This window comes from Meiothermus sp. (genome assembly GCF_026004075.1).
Classification (GTDB): Bacteria; Deinococcota; Deinococci; order Deinococcales; family Thermaceae; genus Meiothermus.
The window spans coordinates 342,752-368,907 of the sequence record NZ_BPIK01000002.1; the positions used below are offsets into that span (position 1 = coordinate 342,752).

General features: G+C 62.8%; 21 protein-coding genes and 1 tRNA gene. 10 read left to right on the plus strand and 12 right to left on the minus strand.

What is annotated here, in order from left to right; translation table 11 throughout:
- Positions 1-25: 25 nt before the first annotated feature.
- Positions 26-1,873: a DNA polymerase III subunit gamma/tau gene (dnaX, locus tag Q0X18_RS14035; protein WP_297563496.1), complete on the plus strand. Its 1,848-nt coding sequence runs from the start codon at positions 26-28 to the stop codon at positions 1,871-1,873.
- Positions 1,874-1,936: 63 nt separating this feature from the next.
- Positions 1,937-2,212, plus strand: a complete 276-nt coding sequence (locus Q0X18_RS14040; protein WP_297563497.1) for a metal-sensitive transcriptional regulator — start codon at positions 1,937-1,939, stop codon at positions 2,210-2,212.
- 3 nt (positions 2,213-2,215) lie between these two features.
- Here Q0X18_RS14040 and Q0X18_RS14045 read toward each other — a convergent pair whose 3' ends face one another.
- Positions 2,216-3,112, minus strand: a complete 897-nt coding sequence (locus Q0X18_RS14045; protein ID WP_297563498.1) for a hypothetical protein — start codon at positions 3,110-3,112, stop codon at positions 2,216-2,218.
- Between the two features lie 96 nt (positions 3,113-3,208).
- Between Q0X18_RS14045 and Q0X18_RS14050 the strand changes: the two genes are divergently transcribed.
- Both Q0X18_RS14050 and Q0X18_RS14055 read left to right on the plus strand, forming a co-directional pair.
- Positions 3,209-4,867 (plus strand): sugar phosphorylase, encoded by a 1,659-nt coding sequence (locus Q0X18_RS14050; protein WP_297563499.1) that lies wholly within the window; start codon positions 3,209-3,211, stop codon positions 4,865-4,867.
- 22 nt (positions 4,868-4,889) lie between these two features.
- A complete protein-coding gene (locus Q0X18_RS14055) occupies positions 4,890-5,936 on the plus strand; it encodes a zinc-binding dehydrogenase (RefSeq protein ID WP_297563501.1) in 1,047 nt (348 codons plus the stop codon).
- Here the strand turns inward: Q0X18_RS14055 and Q0X18_RS14060 are convergent.
- Positions 5,913-7,058, minus strand: coding sequence for a transposase (locus Q0X18_RS14060; RefSeq protein WP_297563503.1), 1,146 nt, complete (start codon positions 7,056-7,058; stop codon positions 5,913-5,915). The two genes, Q0X18_RS14055 and Q0X18_RS14060, sit on opposite strands and share 24 nt — an antisense overlap.
- Before the next feature lie 44 nt (positions 7,059-7,102).
- Here Q0X18_RS14060 and Q0X18_RS14065 point away from each other — a divergent pair, with 44 nt between their 5' ends.
- The gene (locus Q0X18_RS14065) at positions 7,103-8,173 is read left to right on the plus strand and encodes a Gfo/Idh/MocA family protein (RefSeq protein ID WP_297563504.1); all 1,071 of its coding nucleotides are present in this window, start codon (positions 7,103-7,105) and stop codon (positions 8,171-8,173) included.
- Positions 8,170-10,026, plus strand: a complete 1,857-nt coding sequence (locus tag Q0X18_RS14070; protein WP_297563505.1) for a glycoside hydrolase family 36 protein — start codon at positions 8,170-8,172, stop codon at positions 10,024-10,026. Before Q0X18_RS14065 ends, Q0X18_RS14070 begins: the two co-directional genes overlap by 4 nt.
- Positions 10,027-10,129: 103 nt before the next feature.
- Here the strand turns inward: Q0X18_RS14070 and Q0X18_RS14075 are convergent, their stop codons facing one another.
- From Q0X18_RS14075 to Q0X18_RS14085, 3 genes are all read right to left on the minus strand, one after another.
- Positions 10,130-13,306, minus strand: a complete 3,177-nt coding sequence (locus Q0X18_RS14075) for an ExeM/NucH family extracellular endonuclease (protein ID WP_297563506.1) — start codon at positions 13,304-13,306, stop codon at positions 10,130-10,132.
- 316 nt (positions 13,307-13,622) lie between these two features.
- Positions 13,623-13,826: a DUF2892 domain-containing protein gene (locus tag Q0X18_RS14080; protein ID WP_297563507.1), complete on the minus strand. Its 204-nt coding sequence runs from the start codon at positions 13,824-13,826 to the stop codon at positions 13,623-13,625.
- Between the two features lie 151 nt (positions 13,827-13,977).
- Entirely contained in the window at positions 13,978-14,190 is a 213-nt protein-coding gene (locus Q0X18_RS14085; protein WP_297563508.1) for a DUF2892 domain-containing protein, read from the minus strand.
- Between the two features lie 183 nt (positions 14,191-14,373).
- On the opposite strand from Q0X18_RS14085, the gene Q0X18_RS14090 reads away from it, so the two are divergent.
- Positions 14,374-14,979, plus strand: coding sequence for a metalloregulator ArsR/SmtB family transcription factor (locus tag Q0X18_RS14090; RefSeq protein WP_297563510.1), 606 nt, complete (start codon positions 14,374-14,376; stop codon positions 14,977-14,979).
- A 136-nt stretch (positions 14,980-15,115) separates the two neighbouring features.
- Here the strand turns inward: Q0X18_RS14090 and Q0X18_RS14095 are convergent, their stop codons facing one another.
- Together Q0X18_RS14095 and Q0X18_RS14100 are read right to left on the minus strand one after the other, a co-directional pair.
- Positions 15,116-15,652 carry a DinB family protein gene (locus tag Q0X18_RS14095; protein ID WP_297563512.1) on the minus strand — a complete coding sequence of 179 codons (537 nt, stop codon included), beginning with the start codon at positions 15,650-15,652 and terminating at the stop codon, positions 15,116-15,118.
- A gap of 17 nt (positions 15,653-15,669) precedes the next feature.
- The gene (locus Q0X18_RS14100; protein ID WP_297563514.1) at positions 15,670-15,897 is read right to left on the minus strand and encodes a hypothetical protein; all 228 of its coding nucleotides are present in this window, start codon (positions 15,895-15,897) and stop codon (positions 15,670-15,672) included.
- A gap of 282 nt (positions 15,898-16,179) precedes the next feature.
- Between Q0X18_RS14100 and Q0X18_RS14105 the strand changes: the two genes are divergently transcribed.
- Positions 16,180-16,266, plus strand: a tRNA-Leu gene (locus tag Q0X18_RS14105).
- Between the two features lie 58 nt (positions 16,267-16,324).
- Here the strand turns inward: Q0X18_RS14105 and Q0X18_RS14110 are convergent.
- From Q0X18_RS14110 to dnaK, 4 genes are all read right to left on the minus strand, one after another.
- Positions 16,325-16,870: a DUF4256 domain-containing protein gene (locus Q0X18_RS14110; RefSeq protein WP_297563516.1), complete on the minus strand. Its 546-nt coding sequence runs from the start codon at positions 16,868-16,870 to the stop codon at positions 16,325-16,327.
- 7 nt (positions 16,871-16,877) lie between these two features.
- Entirely contained in the window at positions 16,878-17,753 is an 876-nt protein-coding gene (locus Q0X18_RS14115; RefSeq protein ID WP_297563517.1) for a DnaJ C-terminal domain-containing protein, read from the minus strand.
- 53 nt (positions 17,754-17,806) lie between these two features.
- Positions 17,807-18,361 (minus strand): nucleotide exchange factor GrpE, encoded by a 555-nt coding sequence (locus Q0X18_RS14120; RefSeq protein ID WP_297563519.1) that lies wholly within the window; start codon positions 18,359-18,361, stop codon positions 17,807-17,809.
- A gap of 67 nt (positions 18,362-18,428) precedes the next feature.
- The gene (gene dnaK, locus Q0X18_RS14125; RefSeq protein WP_297563521.1) at positions 18,429-20,294 is read right to left on the minus strand and encodes a molecular chaperone DnaK; all 1,866 of its coding nucleotides are present in this window, start codon (positions 20,292-20,294) and stop codon (positions 18,429-18,431) included.
- A 280-nt stretch (positions 20,295-20,574) separates the two neighbouring features.
- On the opposite strand from dnaK, the gene ftsH reads away from it, so the two are divergent.
- Both ftsH and Q0X18_RS14135 read left to right on the plus strand, forming a co-directional pair.
- The gene (gene ftsH, locus Q0X18_RS14130; protein ID WP_297563523.1) at positions 20,575-22,455 is read left to right on the plus strand and encodes an ATP-dependent zinc metalloprotease FtsH; all 1,881 of its coding nucleotides are present in this window, start codon (positions 20,575-20,577) and stop codon (positions 22,453-22,455) included.
- 22 nt (positions 22,456-22,477) lie between these two features.
- Complete coding sequence (locus tag Q0X18_RS14135) at positions 22,478-23,650, plus strand: alanyl-tRNA editing protein (protein ID WP_297563524.1); 1,173 nt, start codon at positions 22,478-22,480, stop codon at positions 23,648-23,650.
- 151 nt (positions 23,651-23,801) lie between these two features.
- Here the strand turns inward: Q0X18_RS14135 and Q0X18_RS14140 are convergent, their stop codons facing one another.
- Positions 23,802-26,006, minus strand: coding sequence for an MMPL family transporter (locus Q0X18_RS14140; protein ID WP_297563525.1), 2,205 nt, complete (start codon positions 26,004-26,006; stop codon positions 23,802-23,804).
- Between the last annotated feature and the right edge of the window lie 150 nt (positions 26,007-26,156).

Genomic DNA, 26,156 nt, shown 5'->3' on the forward strand with positions numbered 1-26,156 from the left:
GGCTCCGGGCCTTAAGCTAGAACCCGTGAGCGCTCTCTACCGCCAGGCCCGCCCCTCCACCTTCGACGAGATGGTGGGGCAGGAGCATGTCAAGGAAGTGCTGCTCAACGCCCTGCGTTCGGGGCGGCTGGCCCAGGCCTACCTGTTTTCGGGGCCCCGGGGGGTGGGCAAGACCAGCAGCGCCCGGCTGATTGCCCAGGCGGTCAACTGCTCAAGCGATCCCAGGCCCTGCGGCACCTGTGAGGGCTGTCGGCTGGTGCGGGAGGGGCGGCACCCCGACGTGCTGGAAATTGACGCCGCCTCCAACAACTCGGTGGAGGACGTGCGCGAGCTGCGCGAGCGCATCCTGCTAAGCCCCATCCTGGGCCAGCACAAGGTGGTGATCCTGGATGAGGCCCACATGATGTCCAAGAGCGCCTTCAACGCCCTGTTGAAGACGCTGGAGGAACCCCCGCCCCACGTGATTTTCATCTTTGCCACCACCGAGCCCGAGCGCATGCCCCCCACCATCCTCTCGCGCACCCAGCACTTCCGCTTCCGGCGGCTTTCCGAGGCCGAGATTGTGGAGAAGCTCGAGCGCATCCTGGCCGGGCTGGGCCGCGAGGCCGAGCCCCCGGCCCTGCAACTCGTGGCCCGGCTGGCCGACGGGGCCATGCGTGATGCGGAGAGCCTTTTGGACAGGCTGCTCACCCTCGAGGGCCCCCTCACCCTCAAGCAAACCGAGGACGCCCTGGGGCTGCCCCCCCAGGAGGCGCTGTTTGCGGTGGCTGAGGCCCTGGACAAAGGGCAGCTTCGCCCGGCTTTGGAGCAGGCCCACCACCTGTACACCCAGGGCTTCGCCGCCCGCACCCTGGCCCAGGGGCTCCTGGAAGCCCTGCGGGCCGGGCTGTATGGGCGCATGGGGCTGGGCACGGGCCCCCACCTGAACCAGCCCGACGAACGCCTGGTGGCCGCCATGACCGCGCTGGACGAGGCCCAGGAGCGTCTCCTCAAGCGCTCCGACGCCCTCTCGCTGGAGCTGGCCCTCCTCGGCGCTTACCAGGCCCTCCACCAGGCCCCTACCGCCTCGAGCGCAACAACAGCAGTTGCACCGCCCAGCATCCCCGATTTCGACCCCAGGCCCAAAAAGCTCGAGGCCCGCAAGGAGGCCCCCGCTGCCCCGGCCAGCACCCCATCCCCTTCTCCAGGTGTGGCCGACCTTGCTTCGGAGTGGCGGCGGGTCATGGGCGCGCTCAAGATGACCATCCGCGGCTTCGTGCGCGAGGCCGAGCCGCGCTTTGAAGAGGACAGACTGGTGCTTCTGTTCCCCGAGCGGGCCAGCTTCCACTTCCAGGGGGCACAGAAGAACCTCGAGGACATCCAGAAGGCAGTTCGGGAGGTGCTGGGTCTCGAGCAGGTCGAACTGCGCCTGGGTGGGAAAAAAAAACTAGCGGATGAGCCTGCGGGGTTTAGTCCCAACGGCGCACGGAGTGCGCTCCGTCCCGAAGGGGATCGTCCACATGGTGTACGGTCGCCAGACCGTCCAGAAGGGGATCGTCCACCAACCCCACCCCCAACGGAACCCCCCAGCACCCCAGATATAGCCGCTCCAGCTTCCCCCCCCACCGATGCGCCCTGGGAGGAACCCGGTCTCTCCCTGGAGGGAGGCCCGCCCGAACCGGAACCCTGGCCCCCCGAAGCGGCCCTCTTTGACTCCAACCCGCCCGACGAAGCCCTCGAGGAGACCGAAGGCCAGCCCGGCCTGCTCGAAGACCCGCGTTTTCAGAAGCTCATCCAGCTATTCGGCGGAAGGCTGCGCAAGTTTTACCCCGAGGCTCCGCGCGAGGGGGCGCTCGAGGCTCCCGCCCTCGAGAGCGAAGGGGAGCCAGACTGAGGGCAGGGAAATGCTCAATGGATTGCGCTCATCGCAATGTGTGGGGTGTAGACTAACATTGCCATGAATACCACCGACCTCAACGGGGAGACCCTGGACGGCATTCTCAAGCGCTTGCGTCGCATAGAAGGACAGGTGCGGGGCTTACAAAAAATGGTCGAGGAAGGGCGCCCCTGCGAGGAAGTACTCACCCAGATGACCGCCACCAAAAAAGCCATGGAGTCGGCTTCTACCCTCATCCTACAGGAGTTCCTGACCCTCTGCGCCCTTGACATCGCCAGGGGCGACAACCAAAAACCCGCACAAATTGCCGCGATGCTGCGTAAGTTTGCAGGATAAGGCTCAATCTCGAGCCCGAATCTGGGCCACCACCCACCGCATGGCGTCGCTGCCCTGGGCGGTAACGCTGCTGTGATCCTCGCGGGACTGGAAGCGGAATAGGCGGGTTTTGGAGCCGTCGAGCCGGTAGTCGGGGTCGTCGTCGTGGATGAAGTTGACCGGGGCCAGGTTGAGCGGGCTGCGGCTCACCACCTCGAGGCCCACTCCCACGTTGGGCGGCACCACATCGTTGAGATCCTGTTTGGCCGGCAGACCCGGCACCGCCACCACCTTGCAGGGGCCGCCGCCTTCATCTTCGTTGAGCGGGAAGGGGCGGCGCAACCCGCGGGCATCGTAGTAATCCTGAATGATGCGGTTGTTGCGCATATTATCGGTGTCCCAGAAGCTACAGATGGCGTCCAGGTAAATGAAATAATCGAAGCGCACCTCGGGGTGGTTCCAGGCCAGCAGGCTGGCCCAGACCGTGCCGTGGGAGTGGGCCAGCAGCACCACCCGCGTAGGGTTCTCGAAGCCCCGGATCCAGTACTCGTAGACCCGCTTTAGGTACCCCTCGGCCTCGAGGTAGCCCGGCTCCTGCTGCCTGGAGATGCCGCTGGTGTGGGCGTACAGGAAGGCCGAAACGTCGAAGTACTCCACGCTATAGCCCAGTTCACGAAAAACCCCGACCACCGTCTGGGCGGTCTGGCGGGGGGTGGTGCTACGGGGAAAGACTTCGTCGTCGAGGTAGCCATAGTTGTCGAAGGGCGGGTTGCAGCCATCCCCCACCACCGGCAGCGAAGCGCAACGCCCCGAAAAACCCATCACCACTACATCGGGGCTGCCTGCCGGTCGCAGGTTGCGCTGCGACGGGGCGGGCAGGCAGGCGGCCAGCAGCACTACCAGCCAGAGCAGGCGCCTCATGGGTTTTAGGTTACAATTTTGGCGTTCTTGAAGAACATAGCGAGGGGTCGTTCTGCCATAATCGAGCCAACCCCTGAGGAGCGACCGCATCCCACCATGACCGCGCACGTGAAGCTGAAAGACCACCTCGAGTTCCTCTACCCCGGTCGGGGCCAGGAAGTGCTGGGGCAGCTCATGGCCCTGCTCGAGCGCTACCCCGACCTGGCCCGGCCCCACCCCACCCCCCCCTGGAGCGAGCAGGACGCCTTCCTGATCACCTACCCCGACCAGATCACCCAGGCCGGCGAACCCCCCCTGCAAACCCTGCACCGCTTCCTGCGCCAGCACCTCCAGGGGGCCTTCTCCGGGGTGCACATCCTGCCCTTTTATCCCTACACCTCCGACGATGGCTTCAGCGTGGTGGACTTCAAGCAGGTCAAGCCCGAGTGGGGCACCTGGGAGGATATCCAGGCCATCGCAGCGGATTTCCGGCTGATGGCCGATCTGGTGTGTAACCACGTCTCGGCCTCGAGCCCCTGGTTCCAGGCTTTCTTAAAGGGCGACCCCAGGTACCAGAACTACTTCATCACCGTGGAGCCCGGCACCGACCTCTCGCAGGTCTTCCGGCCCCGCGCCCTGCCCCTCCTCACCCCCTTCCAGACCCAGAGCGGCGAGAAGCTGGTCTGGACGACCTTCTCCACTGACCAGATTGACCTCAATTTCGCCCACCCCGAGGTGCTGTTGGAGGTAATAGACGCCCTGCTGCACTACGTGCACAACGGAGCACAGCTCATCCGGCTCGATGCGGTGGGCTTTATCTGGAAGGTGATCGGGACAAGCTGCATACACCTGGAAGGGGCCCACCGCATTGTCAAGCTGATGCGGCTGGTGCTGGATATAAAAGCCCCCCAGGTGGTGCTGGTTACCGAGACCAACGTACCGCACCAGGACAACATCGCGTATTTCGGCAACGGCCACGACGAGGCCCAGATGGTCTACCAGTTCCCGCTGCCCCCTTTGGTGCTGCACACCTTCCGCACCGGCGACGCCAGCAAGCTGGCCGCCTGGGCCGCCAGCCTGAAGCCGCCCTCCGAGCGCACCACCTTCTTCAACTTCCTGGCCTCGCACGATGGGCTGGGGGTGGTGCCGGCCCACGGCATTCTGGAGCCCGAAGAAATCGAGGCCCTCGTCCAGCAAGCCCTGGACCACGGGGGCCGGGTCAACTACAAGGACACCCCGGCGGGCCCGGTGCCCTACGAGCTGTGCCTGACCCTGTTCGATGCCCTCAATCATCCCCACGGCGACGAGGACGAAGACCTCAAGATCGCCCGCTTTCTGGCGGCCCATGCCGTTCTCCTGAGCTTGCAGGGTGTGCCGGGGGTCTACATCCACAGCCTCTTCGGCTCGCCCTCCGACCACGCGGGTCTGGAAGAAAGCGGGATCAACCGCCGCCTCAACCGACACAAGTTCACCGGGCCGGAGCTGGCTGGGCTGCTCTCCAACCCTCATTCGCGCGCCCACAAGGTGCTGGCCCGCTTCAGCCACCTGCTCAAGGTGCGGGCTTCTCACCCGGCCTTCCACCCCAACGCGCCCCAGACCGTCATGGCCTCGAGGGAGGTGCTGCGCATCATCCGGGGCTACCGCGACCGGCAGGTGGGGTGCTACATCAACGTGACCAACCGGCCCCAGCCCATCCGGCGGGTGGGGCGCGACCTAATCAGCGGCAAATACTTCGCCGGCAGTCTGCCGCCCTACGGAGTGGTGTGGCTGGTTTGAGAAAGATGCTATGGGACAACAGATGGTTTTTCCTTCACCTCGGCAGGTTGCCCTCGAGGACACCCCCGACCCGCCGCTTGGGCCCGGCGAAGTGCGGGTTCGGACGCTCTTCTCCGGCATCAGCGCCGGCACCGAGCTGACCCAGTACCGCGGCAGCAACCCCTACCTGCACAAGCGCTTCGACCTCGAGCGGCGGCTGTTCGTGGACGACCGGCCCGGCCTGGCCTATCCGCTCAAAGGGGTGGGCTACGAGCAGGCGGGCGAGGTGGTGGAGGTGGGCCCGGAGGTCACACAGCTTCGGGTTGGACAGAGAATTTGGGGCTCCTGGGGCCACCGCAGCCCGGTGGTGCTGGCCGAATCCACAGCCGCCCCCAGGGTTTTGCCCGAGGGCACCGACCCCCGCCTGGGCATCTTTGCCCGCATCGGGGCCATCGCCCTGGGTGCGGTGCACGATGCCGAGATTCATTTAGGCGAGACGGTAGCCATTTTTGGCCTGGGCGTGGTGGGGCAGATCGCCCTGCAACTGGCCCGGTTGAGTGGGGCCCGCGTAATCGCGGTGGATGGCCTCGAGAAAAGGCTGGCCCTGGCCCGCCAGCTCGGCGCAGAACACACCCTGAACTTCCGCCAGGTCAACCCCGGCGAGGCCATCAAGGCCCTTACCCAGGGGCGCGGGGCCGATGTCAGCCTAGAGCTGAGCGGTGCGTACACCGCCCTGCACGAAGCCATCCGGGCCACCGCCTATAACTCGAGGGTTGTGGTAGCCGGCTTCTTGCAAGGCGAGGGGGTAGGCCTGCGGCTGGGAGAGGAGTTCCACCACAACCGCATCGAACTGGTCTCCTCCCAGACCCAGGGCATTGGCCCCCGCCTGGCCCACCGCTGGGATCGCCTCCGGCAGGAGCAGACCATCATGCAACTGGCCACCCAGGGTAGGCTGCACCTGCTGCCCCTGATTACCCATACCTTCCCCTTTGCAGAGATCGGAGCCGCCTTCGCGCTGCTGGATCAACAGGCCAGTGAGGCGGTACAGGTCGTGCTGGAGTTCCCGTCAACCACACTGACCAAACCCTAACGGGTTCCGGTCAGGGCTTGCAGGGACAGAACCATGCAGCGCACGATTCGCTTCCCCCACGTTCGGCCAGTTGACAATGGCCCGACGGCCAGTGTTGACCGCCGCGATGCGGTCGGCAAGCCCAGCGAAGCCGCAGACCACACAGGTAAAGGTGCGTTGGTTGGGTCGGTTGGCCCGCTCGGTGTGCCCGCAAACGGGGCATTCCCGAGAGGTGTTCTTTGGGTCAACAAAGACCAGGGGCACTCCCACCCGCTCCGCTTTGTACCGGAGCTTCTGCCCCAGGTCATGGAACGCCCAGCTATGCAGCGTGGAGCGCTGAGGCCGTCGAACCCTGACCCTCTGGCGAATGCCCTTGAGGTCTTCCAGGGCAATCGCCCGATTCGTGCGTTGGGCCTTCTCCACGATGCGCTTGCTGATGCGGTGGTTGAGGTCGTTGGCGAAGCGCCGTTCTTTTCCACTGAGTTGCTTCAACCTTCTCTTAGCCCCCTTGGTTCCCTTCTTCTGGAGTTTTCTTCTGAGCCTCCGGTGGCGGTGTCTGACCGAGTTGAGGTGCGCTCCCGAGTAAGTCTCGCCGTCCGAGTCGGTGGCGATGTTGACGATGCCCAGGTCAACCCCCAGCACGTCCCTGACCTCGATGGGGTCAGGCTCCTCGACGTTGACCGTGGCGAAGAGGTAGAACTCACCGCTTATGTAGGCCAGGTCGGTCTCGCCCTGCCGGGTCGCCAGCAAACGCCGCTGGTACTCCCCGCACGCGAAGGGGATGGTCTGACGACCCTCCACCGTCCAGATGGAGACCGTAGAGGCCGCGAGGTTCCAGGAGAGGATGCGGTCGTCGTAGGTGATGGCCGCCAGTTCACGGAAGGTGCGCCGGGTCTTCCTGTCCAGCTTGTAGGTATCCACCACCCGCGCGTTGGCCCGCACCACCATCTGAGCCGAAAGGCCAAAGCGTTTCTTGGTGGCGTGGTAATGGAGGTGATGCAGTGGAACCTGTTTGAACGTCTTGCTCTCCCAGGCGATGGCGGAAATGTGGTTGCAGGCCATGTTGAAGCGCCGCATGGTCTCCAGCAGGCACGCCCGCTGTTCGGGCGTGGGCCGCAGCTTGACCTTGGCGGTGAGCTTCACAAGGGTAGTTTATCAAATCTTCAATACTTGAAGGAGGTGAGCGGGTGCAGCGCTCTAGTGAGCGCCTGGGGCTCTACCTCCCCGACCATACCTGGTCGGGGTCTCTCACCCCAGACCCCAATCGGATGAAACCCCTCAAAACTGCCATCCTCGGCTGCGGCGGCTTCGCAAGACGCCACGCCCAGGTGCTGCAACAACTCCCCACCGAGGTTCAACTGGTTGCCTGCTGCGACCGCAACGCCTGGAAAGCCCAGGAATTATCCGCTCAGTACAGCGTCGGCCAGGCCCAAGTCTTCACCGACCATACCCGTATGCTGGAGGCCACCGACCTGGATATCCTGATCGTCTGCCTCCCCCCCTACGGCCACACCGACGAGGTAGAGCAGGCCGCCCAGCGCGGCATTCACCTGCTCATCGAGAAACCCATCGCGCTGAGCCGGGACAAGGCCTGGCAGATGGTCGAGGCCAGCGAAAAGGCCGGCATCAAAACCCAGGTGGGTTTTATGTACCGCTTCGGTGAGGCCCTGGAGTACCTGCGCACCCTGGACAGCGGCCCCATCGGTCTTTTTAGCGCCCGCTACTTCTGCAACGCGCTCCATGCCCCCTGGTGGCGCGACAAAGAAAAATCCGGGGGCCAGCTCGTCGAGCAGGTCATCCACATGTTCGACCTGATGCGCTACCTGATGGGCGAGCCGGTCACGGTCTACGCCAAGCAGGCCAACCTCTTCCACCAGCAAACCCCTGGCTACACCGTCGAGGATGTGAGCGCCACCATCGCCACCTTCCCAAACGGCAGCCTGGGGGTCGTCTACGCCAGCAATGGGGCCATTCCAGGCCAGTGGATCAAGGACTTCAAACTGGTTGCACAGAACCTTACCGCCGAGTTTAGCGACACCAACCAGGCCCGCTTCTTCTTCACCGCCCAGCCGGGGGTGCCCACCCAGACCATAGAGTCCAGCCGCGACCCCTACCTGGCCCAGCTCCAAGACCTCATCCAGGCCATCCGCAGCGGTGGCCCCACCCGTACCCCCCTGCGCGAAGGCGCGAAGTCGCTGGAACTTGTGCTGGCCGCTCGAGAGTCTGCCGAAAGTGGGGCCGAGGTCAGGTTGGCATGAACCTTACCCTCAACCCCGATCAGACCCTGAACTTTCTGGGAAGCGACATCCGGCTCTTGCAGGCCCGGCCGGTGGTCAACGGGCGTTTACTCGAGATCACCTCGGCAAAGGTGGAGCAAGAGCATCCAAACCGGTGGCGGGCGCGCTACCACAGCCCGATGGGGGTCTTCTGGGTGAAGGCCTGGCGGGAGGAACCGATCTGGAAACTGAAGTTTGGATTGGATGGTTTCACCGGCAATTTCCCACTAGACTCCTTTGGGCTGCACTTTGCGCAGATCGTGGGAGCCCAGAAATACCTGCGCCAGGGCTACCATAGCTGGGACGGGGCCGGGTATGTGGCCATGGGCGAGGCCCGCCAAACCGGCTATGCGCTCACCCAACTGCTGGGCGCGTCTGGCACCAACAGCGTGGTTTTGGGCTTCGACCGGCACCACCGCTTCCAGCACACCTTCACCTTTGAAGACTCCTCGCTGCGCCTCGAGGTGCTGTGGGATCGAAAAAGCGCCAGGCGAATCGAGTCGGAATGCCTGCTGATCTTCGAGCAGGACGGCGTCGAAGAGGCTTTGCGCAGTTGGGCGCAGCAGGTAGCCCAGGCGGCCCCCGACCCCCCGCGTCGGCCTGCCCAGCCCATCACCGGCTGGTGCTCGTGGTACAACCTGTACGCCGCCATCAGCGAGGAGAACATCCTGGAGCACCTGCGCGGCGTGGAGAAGGTCTGCAAACGCGAACACCTGCCAATGCAGGTCTTCCAGCTCGACGACGGCTTTACCCCCGAGATGGGCGACTGGCTCGAGGTCAAGCCTCAATTCCCCCGAGGGATTAAGCCGCTGCTGGACGAGATTCGCGCGGCGGGCTTGGTTCCGGGGCTGTGGATTGCCCCGTTCGTGGTGGGCAACCGCAGCAGGCTGTTTCAGCAGCACCCCGATTGGGTGCTGCACGAGCACAGCGGCCAGCCGCTGGTGCAGATGCGCTTTTACGGTGAGTTCCGCTGGCACAAACGCAGCGAAGAGTACTACATCCTCGATGCAACCCATCCCCAAGCCCTCGAGTACCTGCGCAACGTTTTTCGCGTCTGGCGGCAGGACTGGGGCTGTGAATACTTCAAAACCGATTTCATGTTTTTCGGGGCCGAGTATGGCCCGGACCGCGTGGCCTACCATACCCCCGGCCTGAGCAGAATGGAGGTCTGGCACCGGGTAGCCCGGATGATTCGCGCCGAGATCGGGGATGCGCTGTGGGTGGGCTGCGGCATGCCGCTGTGGGCCTCGGTCGGGCTGGTAGACGGCAACCGTATCGGGCGCGATGTGGGGGCCGAGTGGCTGCCCGATACCTACGAACGCCTGTACGGGCTGGCCCTGCGCAACTTCGGCAACCACCTGCTCTGGGAAGCCGACCCCGACTGCGTGCTGTTGCGCGAACGGTTCCATTACCTGAGCGAGCAGGAGCAAACCGGTCTGGCCTTGTTTTTCGGGATGATGGGTGGGGTTCTCCTCACCAGTGACGCCCTGGACGAAATTTCCACTGAACGGCTGGCGTTGTGGCGGATGCTGCTACTCTCTGCGGGAGGTTCCTGCCGCTATCCCCTGCTGGGTTCGGACGACCGGGTGCTGGTGCAGGTCAGGGGCCATTGCCCGGCAGCGGTGCTGGCCTTCAACCTGAGCGACCAGACCGTCCAGCGCACCTACCCGCTGCACACGCTGGGCTTGCCGGCTGGGCTGGTGGGTTACGACTGGCACCGGCGCGAATGGCTACCCCAAAACGGACAACTCGCCTTTACCCTGGGCCCCCACCAAAGCGCCCTGGTCTTTTTGAGCGATGGGCCGCTCGAGCCGCCCCCCACCCAGCTTCCGTAAGCCTACCGTGCGGCCCAGGCCAGCAGGTACTGGGCTGGGTAGTAAAGCGGCAGGCCCAGAAAAACCCACCCCAAGGCTAGGGGTGGGTCTGGCACATGCAACCCTACTTCACAAAGTTGAAGTTGGCCCGATAGGTAATGCCGTTGCTGTAGCGCACCACCACCTGGCGGCAACTCCCCGCCCAGCTCTTCTCGGTTTTCCAGGGATAGGTGTAGCGGTCCAGCAGGGGGTCGTAGCTCAGACCGCCGTTGCTGCTGGTGGGGTTGGTGCCATTTACCGCGGCAGTAGACCCACAGGGAATGGTCTCCCACTTGGGGTATCCCGGCGCAAAGATGTTGAGCCCCTGGTTGCCGCCCAGGCTAAAGATGAGCGGGATCGACTGGCCCGCATTAGCGGTGTTAAAGGCCGGGAAAGGCGCAACAGGGCCAAAGAACCACGCGCCCGGCGCAGTCAGATTCAAGCCCACCACCACCGGGTCGTGGTCAGACACCCGGTATTGATCGGGGGCGTAGAGCAGGGCTTGCAGGCTGGGGGTCTTGAAATCGGTGTTGTAATCGAGCACGCTGGGTTCGTCGGCGTTGATATGGTACTCAGCCACCCCCGATACCTGGGCATTCAGCGAGGCCGAGGCCAGCGCGTGGTCGAGGTAGCCCCACTGCCCGTCGAACACGTACGAATACGCATCGGGGCCCAGACGGGTCTCGAGCAGGTTGATAAAGCCTGCGTTCTTGAGGGCGGTAATGGGGTCTTCCTGGGCATAGGAGTTGTAGTCGCCAATCAGGAGAATGTCCGGGTCAGCAATGCCGGTGGGGTTCGTGGCCAGCCAGGCCGCTAGTTGCTGAGCGGCGTAGGTGCGCACAGCATTGCAGTTGCCCTGGCCGTCGCCCTGGTCGGGCAGGTCGCAGGCCGAACCCTTGCTCTTGAGGTGGTTCACGTTCACGATAAAAATGGCCCCGTTATCGTTTTGCTGGAAGGCCTGGGCCAGCGAGGCCCGGTTGCGCGGGGCACTGTCGCCGCCGTTGACAAAGGCCGGGGTGTTGAGCACCGCGGTCTGTCCCACCGGGGTCACACGGGCCGGCTTGTAAATCAGGCCCACCTTGATGGCGTCGGTACCCAGGGCGTTCACCTGCCCGGTGGCCGTATCGGCATCAATAAAGGCATAGGTTCCGGGGGCGGTGGCTTCGTTGAGCTTGTTCACCAAAAAGGCAATGGCGCTATCGGGGCCGTAGCCGTCGTTCTCCATCTCGTTAAAGCCCAGCACATCCGGGTTCATGGCCAGGATGGCCGCCACCGTCTTGGGCCACTGGCGGTTGAACTCGGCCAGGGTATCGGCCCCGCGGCAGTCGGTGGGCAGGCCCCCCACCCCGTTGGTGCAGTTGTCCACGGTGTCGGGCAGGCCATCAAAGGTATTGAAGAAGTTGAGCAGGTTGAACCCCACCACCCGCAGCGTGCCCCCCACCTCAGGCGGGGTGGTCGGACGTGGGTTAGCCGCCACAAAATTGACGTACCCATTCAGGGCCCCAATGGGCCGCACCCGGTAGGCATTCCCGCTGGCGGCATTGCCGGCCCAGGTATAGGTCATCACCCCCACGATGCCAGTCGCGGTGTCGCCCCCGCGCAGGGTGTTGCTGGCGCTCAGGGGCTGGCCGTTCCGCCCAAACAGGATGGGGTCGGGGTTCTGGTTTTGCAGGGCGTCGTCCAGGATGATGCGGTTGAGGTTGTTCTGGGCTTGCAGGGCATTGGCGGCAGCGCCAGGGGTGGTGACGTGGGTGGGCTGCTTCAGCCGCCCGCTCGAGGAGAGCACCACCTGTCCAAAGCGCCCAAGCTGGAAGTGCTCGGTTACATAAAGGGTCTGGGGCAGCCGCACCAGCATGCCCTCGTAGCGCTCGGCCTCGGTGGCCGAAGCGAAGGGCAGGGTCACGTCGGTCGGCGTGACGGTTCCGGTTCCGCACTTGGTAATGGAGGTCGCGCTAATCTGGGTCTGATCCTGGAACTCACCCGCCGTTCCCACCACCCGCACCACATCGCCCAGGCTCACGCTATTGTTGTTGCCGTTGAACACGAAGATGCCATCGGAGGTACTCGCATCCCCATCGCCGCTGGGGTCTTGGATGTAGAAGCCCCGCAGAGCCGGGGTGGGGCCTTCGTAATCCCCCACCACCACGCCTTTAGTCACCACATTGCCGGTAATGGCTGCCGACATGGCGCTGCCCTGAATCTGGTAGATGGGGGTATGGGGCAGGTCACAGACCGAGACCGGGTTGAAAGCAAGCTCAAAGTTGGCGGTCATGGTGTCGGGGGGGTCGAGGGTATCCACATCCGAGACCTGGGCCGCAAACACCGTAAGGGTGCAGCTCTCGCCCGAGGCAAAATCGGTGTTGGGGTTGATGACAAACTGCGTCGAGGTGGCGTTGGCCGTGACCACCGTATCGGCCACGGTGCGGACACCACTGGTAGAGCAGGTAAGGCCAAACCACGCACCGCTCACGTTCACCGGCTTGCTAAAGGTGAGGGTCAGGTTGTCGTCGGGGTTGATGGTGCCGCCCGAGGCCGGAACTGTGGAGACCACACTGGGGGCCGACTCATTGCAAAAGTTGCGGGCCGAGGCGGTGTTGCGGGGGCTGGGGGCGGCCGCTTCAAAATCGGCTGCGTTGTTGTCGGTCTCGGTACAGCCGTTGCCCTTCCGAAGGGCTGCGGTAGTGTTGGAAAGTGTGGGGGCCGCGCCCGAGCCTTCAAAGAAATTGGCGCCGCCGTATCCCACCAGGTCCACAATCTGGGCCAACTGGGCATCGGAGCAAGGGGTGGAACCCCCGTTACAGCCCAGCGGCGTGGTGCTCGATACAAGAGCAACCTTTCCAGCCCCCGCCGCCATCGCAATCGGGGTGGAGTCCACCATATCCGGCGTGGGAAGCGGTGCGCCTGCCGTGCCCCCTGCTTGCTGCACCAGGTAGTACTGTCCAGGCTGTAGGGTCACGTTGGGCAGTTCGGTAATCTGGGTGCTGCTGGCGCCAAAATTGCCGGTTCCGGTCGCACTGGCGTACTGGATAGACCAGCCACTCAAAGACACCGGCGTGGTGCCGCGGTTGAACAGCTCTACAAAGTCGTGGGTATAGGGCGCTCCGCTGTTGCCACCCCCACCGTAGACCTGGCTGATCACCACCCCATTTGAAACTGCCTGGGCGCTGAGCCTGGCTTGGGGTTGCGCAGGCGGGGCCTGCGTACACGCCGCCAGCGCGATTAAGACGAGCGATAGAACACTCACGCGTAAAGATGGCTTCATACATTCTCCTAGCCAAACTGTATTGACCCACCGTCAGGTTGTTTTGCAAACCAACCCAGCAAAAAGCGGTTGTATCTAGCCTAGCGCAGTATCGCGTTTCTTTCGCCATTACCAGGCATATCTTTCTTGGGTATGCCGGTGCTATAACAGCGAATAGGGCCCTCTTTCGTTGGGTTGGTGGTCTGGTGTTAGTGGTGACGATTTGTTCGGCCCGTGAAAAAACCCCGGCCTTGCAGGCCGGGTTTAGTAAGGCGTATGTATGGTTATCGCGGTTCCCTCGTTTTTTGGGGATTGCCAGGTTCTTCTCGAGGTTGCTCTAGGAGGCTTTTCCTCGAGTATTGATCTTAAGCGCTGCCCAGATAGGGCAGAAGTTAAGGGTAGCGGTTACCACCATAATTACCCCCAGCAAACCAAACACCCAGGCCCAGATACCGCTGCTACCGAAAAAGGCAATCAGGAAGAAGACCACCGCCAGGATGTAGCGAATGAGCCGATCCGTGCTGCCTACGTTGGGAATCATAGTTTCCTCCTCGGTGGAAGCGGGCCATGCCTATGGCACGCGGAAGTCTGCGCATTGGCTTTAGACTGGCCCGATTCGCCTTACATCTTACACTCCACCCACTTAAGAACATCTACCCTTCTGTTTACATTTATGGCCTATCCGCATGGCACTAGGCCTTGCGCTGGGGCACCGGGCAGGTGTTGATGCCCAGGAGGGCATACAGCGGGCAGAAGCCAACAGCCGCCGTCAAAAGCATGACCACACCCAGGCCCGCCGCCACATAGATCCACACCCCTGTGGCCACCGTAAAAGCCAGCAGGAAAAATACCACCGCCAACGCCAGACGGATGATCCGGTCGGTTGTACCTTCGTTGGGTTTCATACTTGCCTCCTCGAGCCGGTTTGTTCTGCGCTTGCGAACATAACCGAATCTCTACTGGTAAGGTATGCTGTATTTAATGCTATATCAATAGTGAAAATAGCGGAAATATCTATGGCGAACGGGCGGGTGGCTGAACAGCCCATCCGCACGCAGAGTCCAGCACAAAGGTGAACAGGAGCGCCCATGAGCATTCCCCGTCAACTGATGGAATACCTCAAGCAACACGGCCCCAGCACCATCAAAGAATTGATGACCCACCTGGGCCTGAGCGAGACCGCTGTTCGTCACCAGCTCAGTAGCCTCGAGAAAAGCGGCTGGCTGGTCAAAGAGCAGCGCCGCCTGGGCAAAGGCCGTCCCGCTACGGTCTACAGCCTGACCAAGGCTTCGGAAGGCCTCTTCCCCAAGCGCTATCCCGAGTTGCTGGACGCGGTGCTGGCGGAGGCCGAGCGCGAAGGCCTGATCGAGCGGCTGCTGGAGGGGGTGGCCGAGAGCATGGCCCGGGAATTGCGGCAAAAGCTCGAGGGTCTCGAGGGCCCGGCCCGGCTCGAGGCCCTGCTTGCCCACATGGACTATGGCGATATGCTGGGCACCCTGGAAGAAACCCCGGCTGGCTGGGAGCTCAAAGCCCACAACTGCCTTTACTACGCCACTGGGCAACGCTTCGAGCAGGTGTGCAACCTGCCCCCCAAGGTGATTGCCAGAGCCACTGGCCTGCCCGCCGAGCGCCCTTTTTGTCAGCGCGACGGAAAGCGGGCCTGTCATTTTCTCATCTTCAAGCACCCTGTGTAGGACAATCCGCAGCCACCGCTCTGCATACCCCTCTCTGGCCCGGCTAAAAGCTCCTTTCCATCACTGGTGAACAAGTCCGTAAAAGTGTTGTGTCTTCGATCAGGGTGCTCAGGGAACTACTCATCGGGACGCGGCGCTATCCAGGGCTGCTCAATCGGTGACGAAGCTGGTTGAGATGATGCCGTTCGTGATAAGCCAGGGTTTGCAGCCAGCCCAAGGCCGTAAGTTCGCCAAAAAAAGGATGGGCGTAGGTGGGGGGCAATGGCAAGCATTCACCACTTTCGGCCACCTCGAGTAGCAGTCGTTGGCGTACAGTCTCCAGGCGTTCTAGTAATTGCGTGCGGGTCAGGCCTCCTTTGGGCTCCATCTGGGGTGGGGCCAGCAAGCGGCCATCGGATCGGGTCTGGCCGGGCAGCGAAGGCGGAAACGGCTCGGCCTCGCCCAGCGCCACTTTGCGAAGGCGTCGGATGATTTTTCCCCCCGACTCCTCAACCAAAGCGACGTGCTCGAGCACCTCCGCTGGGCTCCAAACCTCGGGCTCAGGTCGCCTAAAAAGCAGTTCATCGGTAAGGCTATCGACAAGCTGCAGCAGCTCTTGCCTCGAGCGCCCCAAATGCCGAAGGCAATTCTCCGCATCGCCAAAGCGGGACGTCAACTCTTGTGCAGATGGCATGAGGGCATTTTATCAAGCTAGGCTTTGTCGAAGGCCTCGCGCAGTTTGTTGGTAAAGGGTAAGCAGACCAGGCCCTTCAGGTAGAGTTCGTGCACAGCGTCTATTCCAGCAATTTGTTGCAGCCGCTCAAGCGAGACCTGCACTTCGTGATCGGGCAAGCAAACCTTGACCTGGTTTATGGTTCCCGGTACCCACTCGCACTGAATACCTACCCTCGCCGCCACCTCTTGTTGAAGCGCTTGCATATCAACACCCCCTTCTGCCAGTAGCCTTAAAGAGTGTTTATAGCCGAACGGGCTGGCTTAGCGCAGTGAAAAATGTCCCGTTATTTGTGATAGATCAAGTACGTTGTTCTAGTCTCAATTATAGTCAACTTAATATGAGAATTGGTTCTAGGTTCAGAGCGGCCTCAAAAGTGTGCCGAACTTCGTTTTTTGCCAGGACTAGCGGCAAAGGTAAATCGTGATACCCTCAAACGCGCACGGCCTTGACAAGGAAGCGGCCCCCGACTAACCTTAGTTTTGCCTGCCGGGATGGTGGAACTGGTAGACACACTATCTTGAGGGGGTAGCGAGCGCAAGCTCATGCGGGTTCAAGTCCCGCTCCCGGCACCAGCCACAAAGCGATTGCGGTGCAGCCTGTAAACTGCACCGCTCTGTTTTGCAGCCCTGATCAAACCCTCAAGCAGCCGCGAAATCCGCGAGCCGCGTAGTAGGAATCGGCCCCATTGTGGTAAATGAACACGCGGTCGTAGCGCCGGTCGCCAAAGATGGCCCCGCCCAGCCGGCGGATGGCCTCGGGGGTTTTGAGCCAGCTCGAGGTCCTGGTATCAAACGGGCCCAGTTGCTGCAAGGCCTGGTACTGCTCCTCGGTCAAAAGCTCGATACCCATAGCCGCAGCCATCTCCAGGGCTGAGCCAGCAGGTTTGTTGTGCTTGCGAGCCAGTAGGGCTTCCCGGTCGTAGCAGAGGCTGCGACGGCCCTTGGGGCTTTCGGGGGCGCAGTCGAAAAAGATAAAAGCCCCGGTCTTTGGATCGTGGCCCACCACATCAGGCTCGCCGCCGGTATTTTCCATCTCCAGAAGCGAGGCCAGCTTATCGGGCTGGGCCAGGAGGCGGGCCTCGAGGTCGGCCCAGCGCAGCCCTGGGTGGCGGTGGGGGTGCTGCTCAAAGCGATCTTTGAGCAGCCTGAGCAAATCGTCGCGCTGCTTGGAGGTCATGTCTATGCTATCGAACCTTGACCAGCTCGGCCAGTTGGGCGTACAGGCGCTCTTCCTCGGGGCTGGGGTTGGTGGGGATGGTCACCCGCACCTCGGCGTACTGGTCGCCCCTGCTTTTGTCTTTGCGGGGCCAGCCCTTGCCGGCCAGGCGCAGCTTGCGCCCGGCCTGGGTTCGCCTGGGAATGGTGATTTCCACCGGGCCGTCGAGGGTCTGCACCCGCACCTTGCCCCCTACTACGGCAATGGGGGCCGGTACCTCCACCACGGTGTAAATGTCATCGCCTTCCAGGCGCATCTCCGGTCGGGACTGCAGCTTGACGCGCAGATATAGGTCGCCCCCGGCGCGCCCCTTGCCGGCCAGGCGGATCTTCTGGCCCTCGCGCACCCCCGGTGGAATGCGCACCGTAAGGCGCTCGGGGCCGATGGAAATGGTTTTTTCCCCGCCGCGGTAGGCCTCCTCCAGGCTCAGGGGCAGCTCGGCCTCGAGGTCGCCCGCCACCCGGCGCGCACCCCGGCTTGGCGCCTGCTCGAACAGGTCGCCAAAGCCGCCAAAACCACCCCGACTACCAAAAAGCTGCTGGAAAAAGTCGGAGAAATCGCCCACATTGCCGGTAAACCCCCCAAAGCCACCCTGTTCCGGTGGGGGGCCCTGCCAGCCCGCGCTGCCCGCGGCCGTGCCGTAGGTATCGTAGTAGCTGCGTTTTTCCGGGTCGGACAGCACCGTGTAGGCCTCGTTGATTTCCTTGAATTTCTCTTCGGCCCCCGGCTCTTTGCTCACGTCGGGGTGGTACTTACGGGCCAGCTTCTTGAACGCCTTCTTGATTTCGTCTTCGGTGGCGTTTTTAGAAACCCCAAGAATTTTGTAGTAGTCTTTGTAGGCCATATTCATCACGAAGCTATGCGTAAGGCTTAGGGCCGAGGGCCGAATCCCGGAGGTTAGTTACTTTCGGTGCTCGGTTTCGGGCTTTCGGCCTCTTCCGGTTTGGCACCGCTGCCCACCACCACCCGCGCCGGCCGCACCAGCAGGTCGCCGTACTTGAAACCCTGCTGGTAGACGTGCATAACCTTGCCTTCCTCGCCCTCCGCGGCCCCGATGGCCTCGTGGTAGCGCGGGTCGAACTCGGAACCCACCCCCGGCACGGCCTCTACCCCCAGGCTTTTGAGGTTGCGGGTAAAGTTTTCCAGCACGCTTCTAACGCCCGGAATCAGGTCTTCGGGTTTCACGCTGGCAAAACCCAAAGCCCGCTCGAGGTCGTCCATCGTACCCAGCAAGGCCCGCACCGCATCGAACTTACCGTTGCGCTGGGCGGCCTCGAGCTCCTGCGCCATGCGCTTTTTGTAGTTTTCGAAGTCGGCGTAAAGGCGCAGGAATTTGTTTTTGGAGGCCTCGAGCTCCGCTTTCAAAAACTCCACCTCGCCCTTGAGGCGCTCCACTTCGGGCAGGTCATTTTGGGTCTCTGGGGATTCAACCACAGGTTCTTTATTCTCCATATATCGCACCTCTATGGGCCAAAGGTGGGGTGCAGGAGGCACGCCCCCACACCCCACCTTCTGCAGCCTAGTCAGCCGGTTTGTAGTCGGCGTCAATCACGTCGTCGGACTTGGGCGTGCTGCCCTGGGCCTGGCTGCCGGCAGTTGCCCCTTGCTCGTAGGCTTGCAGGGCCGCGAGCAGTTCTTCGGTAGCCTGGCGCAGGTCGGCGTCGGAGGCGTCGGTATCCACCAGGGTCTTGGCCTTGCTTATTGCGGCCTCGAGGCGGCTCTTGGCCTCGGCGGTGCTCTCCTTCTCCCCCATCACCCGCTCAGCCTGGATACGCGCGGTATCGAGGTTGTTCTTGAGCTCAGCGTGCTCTTTGCGCTTACGGTCGGCCTCGGCGTTGGCCTCGGCTTCCTTCACCATGCGCTCAATTTCCTGCTCGGAGAGGGTGGTGGTGTTCTGGATGGTAATGGAGGCTTCCTTGCCGGTAGATTTCTCCTTGGCGGTCGCATGCAGGATGCCGTTGGCGTCGATGTCGAAGGTTACCTCGATCTGGGGCACGCCGGCCGGCATGGGCGGGATGCCATCGAGGCGGAAGCGGCCCAGGCTCTTGTTGTCGGCGGCCATGGGGCGCTCACCCTGCAGCACGTGGATCTCCACCGAGGGCTGGTTGTGCTCGGCGGTGGTGAAGATCTCCGACTTGCGGGTCGGCACGGTGGTGTTGCGCGGAATCAGCACCGTGAACACCCCACCCTTGGTCTCCACACCCAGCGAGAGCGGGGTCACGTCCAGCAGCACCACGTCTTCCACGTGTCCGGTCAGCACGCCGGCCTGCACCGCCGCCCCCAGGGCCACCACCTCGTCGGGGTTGACGCTGCGGTTGGGCTCCTTGCCCAGCATCTCCTTCACAATCTGCTGTACCGCCGGCACGCGGGTAGAACCACCCACCAGCAACACCTCATCAATCTGGCTGGCGCTCAGGCCGGCATCGCGCAGGGCCTGCTCAACTGGGCCGCGGATTTTCTTCAGCAGGGGCTGGATCAGCTCCTCGAACTTGGCCCGGGTGAGCTTGCGCTCGAGGTGCAGGGGGGTCTTGGAGACCGGGTCGAGGCCGATGAAGGGCAGGCTGATGGTGGTCTCGGTGACCGCCGAAAGCTCGATCTTGGCCTTCTCGGCGGCTTCAATCAGGCGCTGCAGGGCCTGCCGGTCGGCCTTCAGGTCTACCCCGCCCGACTCCTTCTTGAACTCCTCAGCCAGCCAGTTCACGATGGCGTGGTCGAAGTCGGAGCCACCCAGGTGGGTATCGCCCGCGGTGGCCTTGACCTCGAAGACGCCCTCGCCAATCTCGAGCACCGTCACGTCGAAGGTACCCCCGCCCAGGTCGAAGACCAGCACGGTCTCGTGGCCTTTTTTATCCAGGCCATAGGCCAGCGCGGCGGCGGTGGGCTCGTTGACGATGCGCAGCACCTCGAGGCCGGCAATCTTACCGGCGTTGGCAGTGGCCTCACGCTGGGAGTTGTTGAAGTAGGCCGGTACGGTAATCACCGCCTTGGTGATCTTCTCCCCCAGCTTTTTGGAGGCGTCGTCCACCAGCTTGCGCAGAATCATGGCCGAAATTTCTTCGGGGGTGTAGAGCTTGCCGCCAATGTCCACCCGCACCCCGCCGTCGGGGCCCTTGACCACTTTGTAGGGCACCCGCTTGACCTCATCCTGTACCTCTTCCCACCGGCGCCCAATAAAGCGCTTGATCTCGAAGACGGTGCCCTCGGGGTTAAGCACAGCCTGACGGCGGGCTACCCGGCCTACCAGCTGGTCGCTCCCTTTAAAGGCCACCACGCTCGGGGTGGTGCGCTCGCCTTCGGCGTTCTCGAGCACCACCGGGCTGCCACCTTCCATGACGGCAATTACACTGTTGGTCGTTCCTAAATCAATTCCTACGGCTTTTGCCATATATCCTCCACTGGCCGCACTAAGCACGGCTCACTGAAATACATGATAGCTCTTATTATCAATATAGTCAATAGAGTTGAGTGTGGTGTTATCAAGTTTGTAATTGTAGCCGCGCCCGCACCGTGTGAGACACGACCATATCAGGTGTCGGTTGCCAAAGGCCCCAATCCAGTATGAAGCACCCGACCACATTGGTCTAGCGGAAAAGTAATCCGCCTTTATCTGAATCCGTTCTTTTAACTACCTTTGTACCCACAAATCGGTGTACGCTAAAAAAACAATGAACCGCCTGCCGTTCAACTTATGGTTTATCTTGTTTGCAGCTATTCTGGTTGCCTGGGCCTTTAGCCTAACCTCCAGCCAGCAACCCACCAATCAGATTGCCTATACAACTTTTCTTAATGAAATTGACCAGGGGCGGGTAGCCAAAATTGTGGTGGATGGGCGGCAGCTCAACATAACCCGGCGCGAAGACGGCGATCAGTACGTCACCTTTGCGCCAGGCCCCATCGATACCAGTACCATCCGCGAGTGGGGCGACAAAAAAATCCAGGTGGAAATAGCTGCGCCCAGACGGGAAAACCCCTTGCTTGGCTTCCTCATTCCTCTGCTCTTAATTGGTTTGCTGATCGGCGTTTTCTTCTTCTTCTCGCGCAACCGGGGCCCTTCGGGCGACAACGCCTTCAGTTTCACCAAGAGCCGGGCCAAGGTGCTAACCGAGGCCCCCAAAACCAGCTTCAAAGATGTAGCTGGCTGCGAGGAGGCCAAAGAGGAGCTGAGAGAAATCGTCGAGTTTCTCAAAGCCCCGGCCCGCTTTCACGAGATGGGGGCCCGCATCCCCAAAGGGGTGCTGCTGGTGGGGCCGCCCGGCTCGGGCAAGACCCACATTGCGCGGGCGGTGGCCGGCGAGGCCAAGGTGCCCTTTATTGCAGCCTCGGGCTCCGACTTTGTGGAGATGTTCGTGGGGGTGGGGGCCGCCCGGGTGCGCGACCTGTTTGAGACCGCCAAGCGCCACGCACCCTGCATCATCTTCATAGATGAAATTGACGCGGTGGGCCGCCGGCGCGGCGGCGGCGTAGGCGGCGGCAACGACGAGCGCGAACAAACCCTCAACCAACTGCTGGTCGAGCTGGACGGCTTCGAGAAAGAAACCAGCATCATCATCATGGCGGCCACCAACCGCCCGGATGTGCTCGACCCGGCCCTCTTGCGTCCGGGCCGCTTCGACCGTCAGGTGGCCATTGATGCCCCTGATGTGAAAGGGCGTGAGCAAATCCTTAAGATTCATGCCAAGGGCAAGCCCCTGGCCGAGGATGTGGATCTGGCCCTGCTGGCCAAGCGCACCCCCGGCTTTGTGGGAGCCGATCTGGAAAACCTGCTCAACGAAGCGGCCCTGCTGGCCGCCCGCGATGGCCGCAAAAAAATCACCATGAAAGATCTGGAGGAAGCCGCCGACCGGGTGATTATGGGCCCTGCCAAAAAGAGCATGGTGATCACCCAAAAAGACCGCGAGGTCACCGCCTACCACGAGGCGGGGCACGCGCTGGCAGCGCACTTCCTCGAGCACGCCGACAACGTGCACAAGGTGACCATCGTTCCGCGCGGACGGGCCATGGGCTTCATGATGCCCAGCCGCCAGGACACCCTGCACTGGAGCAAAAAGCGCCTGACCGATCAGATTGCCGTGGCGCTGGCAGGCCGGGTGGCCGAGGAACTCATTTTCGACGATGTGACCACCGGGGCCGAGAACGACTTCCGCCAGGCCACCGACCTGGCCCGGCGCATGATTACCGAGTGGGGGATGCACCCCGACTTTGGCATGGTAGCTTACCAGGTGCGCGAGGACACCTATCTGGGCGGCTACGACACCCGCCAGTACTCCGAAGACACCGCCCGGCGCATTGACGAGGCCGTGCAAAAGCTGTTGCAAGAGCAGCACGACCGGGTGCTGGGCCTGCTGACCGAGAAACGGGAGCTGCTCGAGCGCGTCGCACGGACGCTTCTGGAGCGCGAGACCCTGAATGCCGAGGAGTTCGTGCGGGTGGTGGAAGGCGAAGAGCTGGAAAGCCTCGAGCCTGTCGGCGAGCCCCCCAAAGACAAGGAAGAAAAAGAGCCCCCACGCGTTGTGCCCAAGGTCAAGCCCAATCTGGGCGGGGCCTGAGGTTTTTGGGTAAGCTGTCGAAGTGCGCGCTTACTGGGATCACCCCTACCAAAGCGAGTTCGAGGCCCAGGTGGTGCGGGCCTGGAGCGAGGGCGGGAAGCACTACGCGGTGCTCGACCAGACCCTCTTCTACCCCACCTCGGGCGGCCAGGCCTGTGATACGGGCCGCCTGGGGGGGGTTGCGGTGCTGGAGGTGCTCGAGGACGCCAAGGCCACCGGCCCGGTGATCCACCGGCTGGAAAGCCCCCTCTTGGAGGGGCAGCGCGTGGTGGGCCAGCTCGACTGGGCCCGTCGCTACCGGCACATGCAACGCCACACCGCCGAGCACATGCTGGGCCAGGCCTTTTTGCGGGCCGCAGGCTGGAACGTGGTGGCCGTCAATATGAGCAACCCGGTCTGCACCATGGACTTCGACGGCGCCCCCGACGAAGCGGTGATCCGCCAGGCCGAGGCCCTGGCCAACTGGGCGGTATATGCCAACACAGCGGTACGAACCTACTTCATCAACGACGCAGAAGCCCCGGCCCACGGCCTGCGCCGCGCCCCCAAGGTGGCCGGTATCATCCGGGTGGTGGAGATCGAAGGCTGGGACAAGGTGGCCTGCGGTGGTCTGCACGTGGCCCACACCGGCGAGGCCGGCCCCATCAAAATAACCCGGTTCGAACGCTACAAAGGCGGCACACGCGTCTACTTTTCGGCCGGCTGGGAGGCCCTCGAGCTCTTCGACCAGGAACACCGCCTGCTCTCCCGTCTGGGCGAACGGTTTAGCTCGAGCCCCCTCGAGCTCGAAAAGCCCATTGGCAACTTGCAGGATGAGTGGCGCAGGGCACGGGCCGAAAACGCCGCGCTCAAGGACGAGCTGGCCGAGCGCATCATGCGCGACCTGCTGGCCGGTTTTCCCAACCTGACCATGGCCGCCCAGGTACCCCACATCGTGCTGGACATGGTGGGCAAGCGCCTGGCCGAGTGGCCGGGGGTGCTGGCCCTGCTGGTGGCCCAGGCCGAGGACAAGGCCCGCTACGTTCTGCTCAAGCACCCCAGCCGCAACGAAGACCTGCAAACCATCTGGGAGGAGGTGCTCAAGCCGCTGGGGGCCCGGGGCGGGGGGGCTTTGGTCAAGCTGGGGGTTATGCCCCTGAAAGCGCTCCACCCGGCCCTGCTGGCCTTCGAGCGTTACCTGGCCCAGGAGCGCTAATACCGTTTCCGCTTGAATCCTTCACCGTCATGCGTAGTCATAAGGTGAAGGATTCAAGCCGACCGAAGGGAGTAGAAAGGCATTTCGGCAGTATCGTTTAGGCTTTCCAAAGTGAACGATACTGCCGGAATGCCTATAAGACCGGAAGCGACTACGGCTCGAGCCGCACCTGAGGCATGACCCGCCGGAGCGGCTCGGGCAGCCACCAGTTCCACCGGCCCGCCAGCACCAGCACCGCTGGCACCAGCACCAGCCGCACCAGGGTGGCATCCAGAAACACCGCCACCGCCAGCCCCAGACCGATGGTCTTGTTGGCTACCACCTGCCCCACCACAAAGGCCGAGAACACGATAATCATGATCAGGGCGGCGCTGCTAATCACCCCGGCGGTGCGCTCGAGGGCAAACCGCACGGCCTGGGGGGTGTCCAGCCCGGCCAGATGGGCCTCCTGCACGCGGGAGAGCAGAAATATCTCATAGTCCATGGAAAGCCCAAAAATCACCGCAAACATCAGGATTGGGAGCGAGCTGTCAATGCCCCCTACATCGGTGGGCGCGCCCACCAGCCCCGCCGCAAACCCCTCCTGAAACACCAGGGTTACGAGACCGTAGGCCGCCCCCACCGTAAGGGTGTTCATCAGGATGGACTTGAGGGGGATGATCAGGCTACGGAAGGCCACGGCCAGCAAAAGGAAGGTAGCCACAAAAACCGTCCCGATGGCGGCGGGCATGGCCCCCACCAGGGCCTGGGTGAACTCCATCGAGCCAATGGGGGCACCGCCCAGCAGCACCCGCTGAAACCCGGCCTGCTGCGCTTCCTGCTTGAGACGGGCATACCATTCGGGGATGCTGGGGGCCTGGACGGCATCCTTGGGGATTACGGTGAGACGCAGGTACTGGCGGTTCTGGCTGATGTACTGGTTGGTAAGACCCACCAGCTCGGCAAACCCGCCCTGGCCTTCCAGCCTGCCCGCCAGGAAGGGCGAGACCACCAGCCGCACCTCCGGCCAGGCCGAAATACGCTGCTCGAGCGCCCGCCAGCGGGCCCGGTTTTGGGGGGTAAAGCCCTCCTCGCCCAGGTCGAGCAGCACCTCGAAGGCATCCAGCGCCCCCCCAAGCTCGAGCTGCCGGATGAGCTCCAGGCCCTTGCGCGACTCCACACTGGGGCCCAGTCCAAACGCGCCGGTGTAGCCCAGCTTCATCTGGGTGGCCGGCCAGGCCAGCGCCAGAAGCAACCCCGCCACCCCAAACGACCACATCCAGGGGCGCTGCATCACCGTGCTGGCCCAACGACCCCAGAAGGGGCTGACCTTTCCACTGCTGGTAGGTTTGAAGGCCCAGCGGCGCGGCGCGTTAACCCGCTCGCCCAGCAAAGCCAGAATGGCCGGAAGCAGGGTGATGGAGGCCAGCACCGTCAGGGTAATGGACATCACCCCGCCCACCCCCATCGAGCGGATGAAGGTCAGGTCGGGCACCAGCATGGCCCCCATGGCAATCGCCACCACCAGACCGCTCGAGGCCACCGTACGGCCGGCGGTCTGGGCGGTGATGGCTGCGGCGGCCTGCGCCGTGCGGCCCGCGGCCAGTTCCTCGCGGAAGCGATTGACCATCAGCAAGGCGTAATCGATGCCGGCCCCCAGCGAAAGCATGGTAATCACCGAAAGCGCAAAACTGCTCACCTCGCCCACAAGCGTCAAGAAAAACAAACAGGCCAGGCCGGTGGTGATGGCCACCACCCCCACCAGAAGGGGCAGCCCGGCCGCCACCAGGGCACCAAAGGCCAGGAGCAGCACCAGCCCGGTTAAAGGCAGGGCCATCAGCTCGCTGCGCTTGACATCGGCCTCCAGCAGGTGCAAAAAGTCCTTGGTGACGGCGGTGGCCCCGGTGACATAGAAGCGAATTTCGGGCGTCTGGGCGGCTTTAGCTTCACGCCTCAAGGCCTCGATGACGGCCTCGCCGTTCTCCAGGCGCGTGTCCAGCAGGGTGGCGGTTATTTTGCCGTCCTGGCTTTGTTGCTGTAGCGGGCTGGGCGCATCGTAGCGGCTCAGGCGAAGCACACCCTCGAGGCCCTCGATTCGGGCTATGAGCTGGTTGTAGACCTGCCGGAAACGGGGGTCGTTCTCGGGAAGGCTGGACTCGCTCACCAGCACCGTGCGGTCTACAGGCTCTTGAAAGAATTGATCCGACAAGATTTGCAGCACCTTTTGGGCTTCGCTGTTCTTCACATTGCTGGCGTTGGCGGCCAGGTTTTGTGGGGCCAAACGGGCGGCCGGGATGGCCAGCAATACCAACACAACCCAAACGAGGATGACCTGGACAGGATAGCGGGTGACGAACTGGGCAAGGCGGGCAAACATAAATCGCAACGACCCCAAACTGCCCCAATATGCTCCTTCCTTCACAAGAGGACAAGGGCGGATGCCGCAATTGGAGGCGTGCTTTTGATACCAGTTCCGCTTGAACCCTTTACCTTTGGATGTAATCAAAGGTGAGGTGTTCAAGCCGAC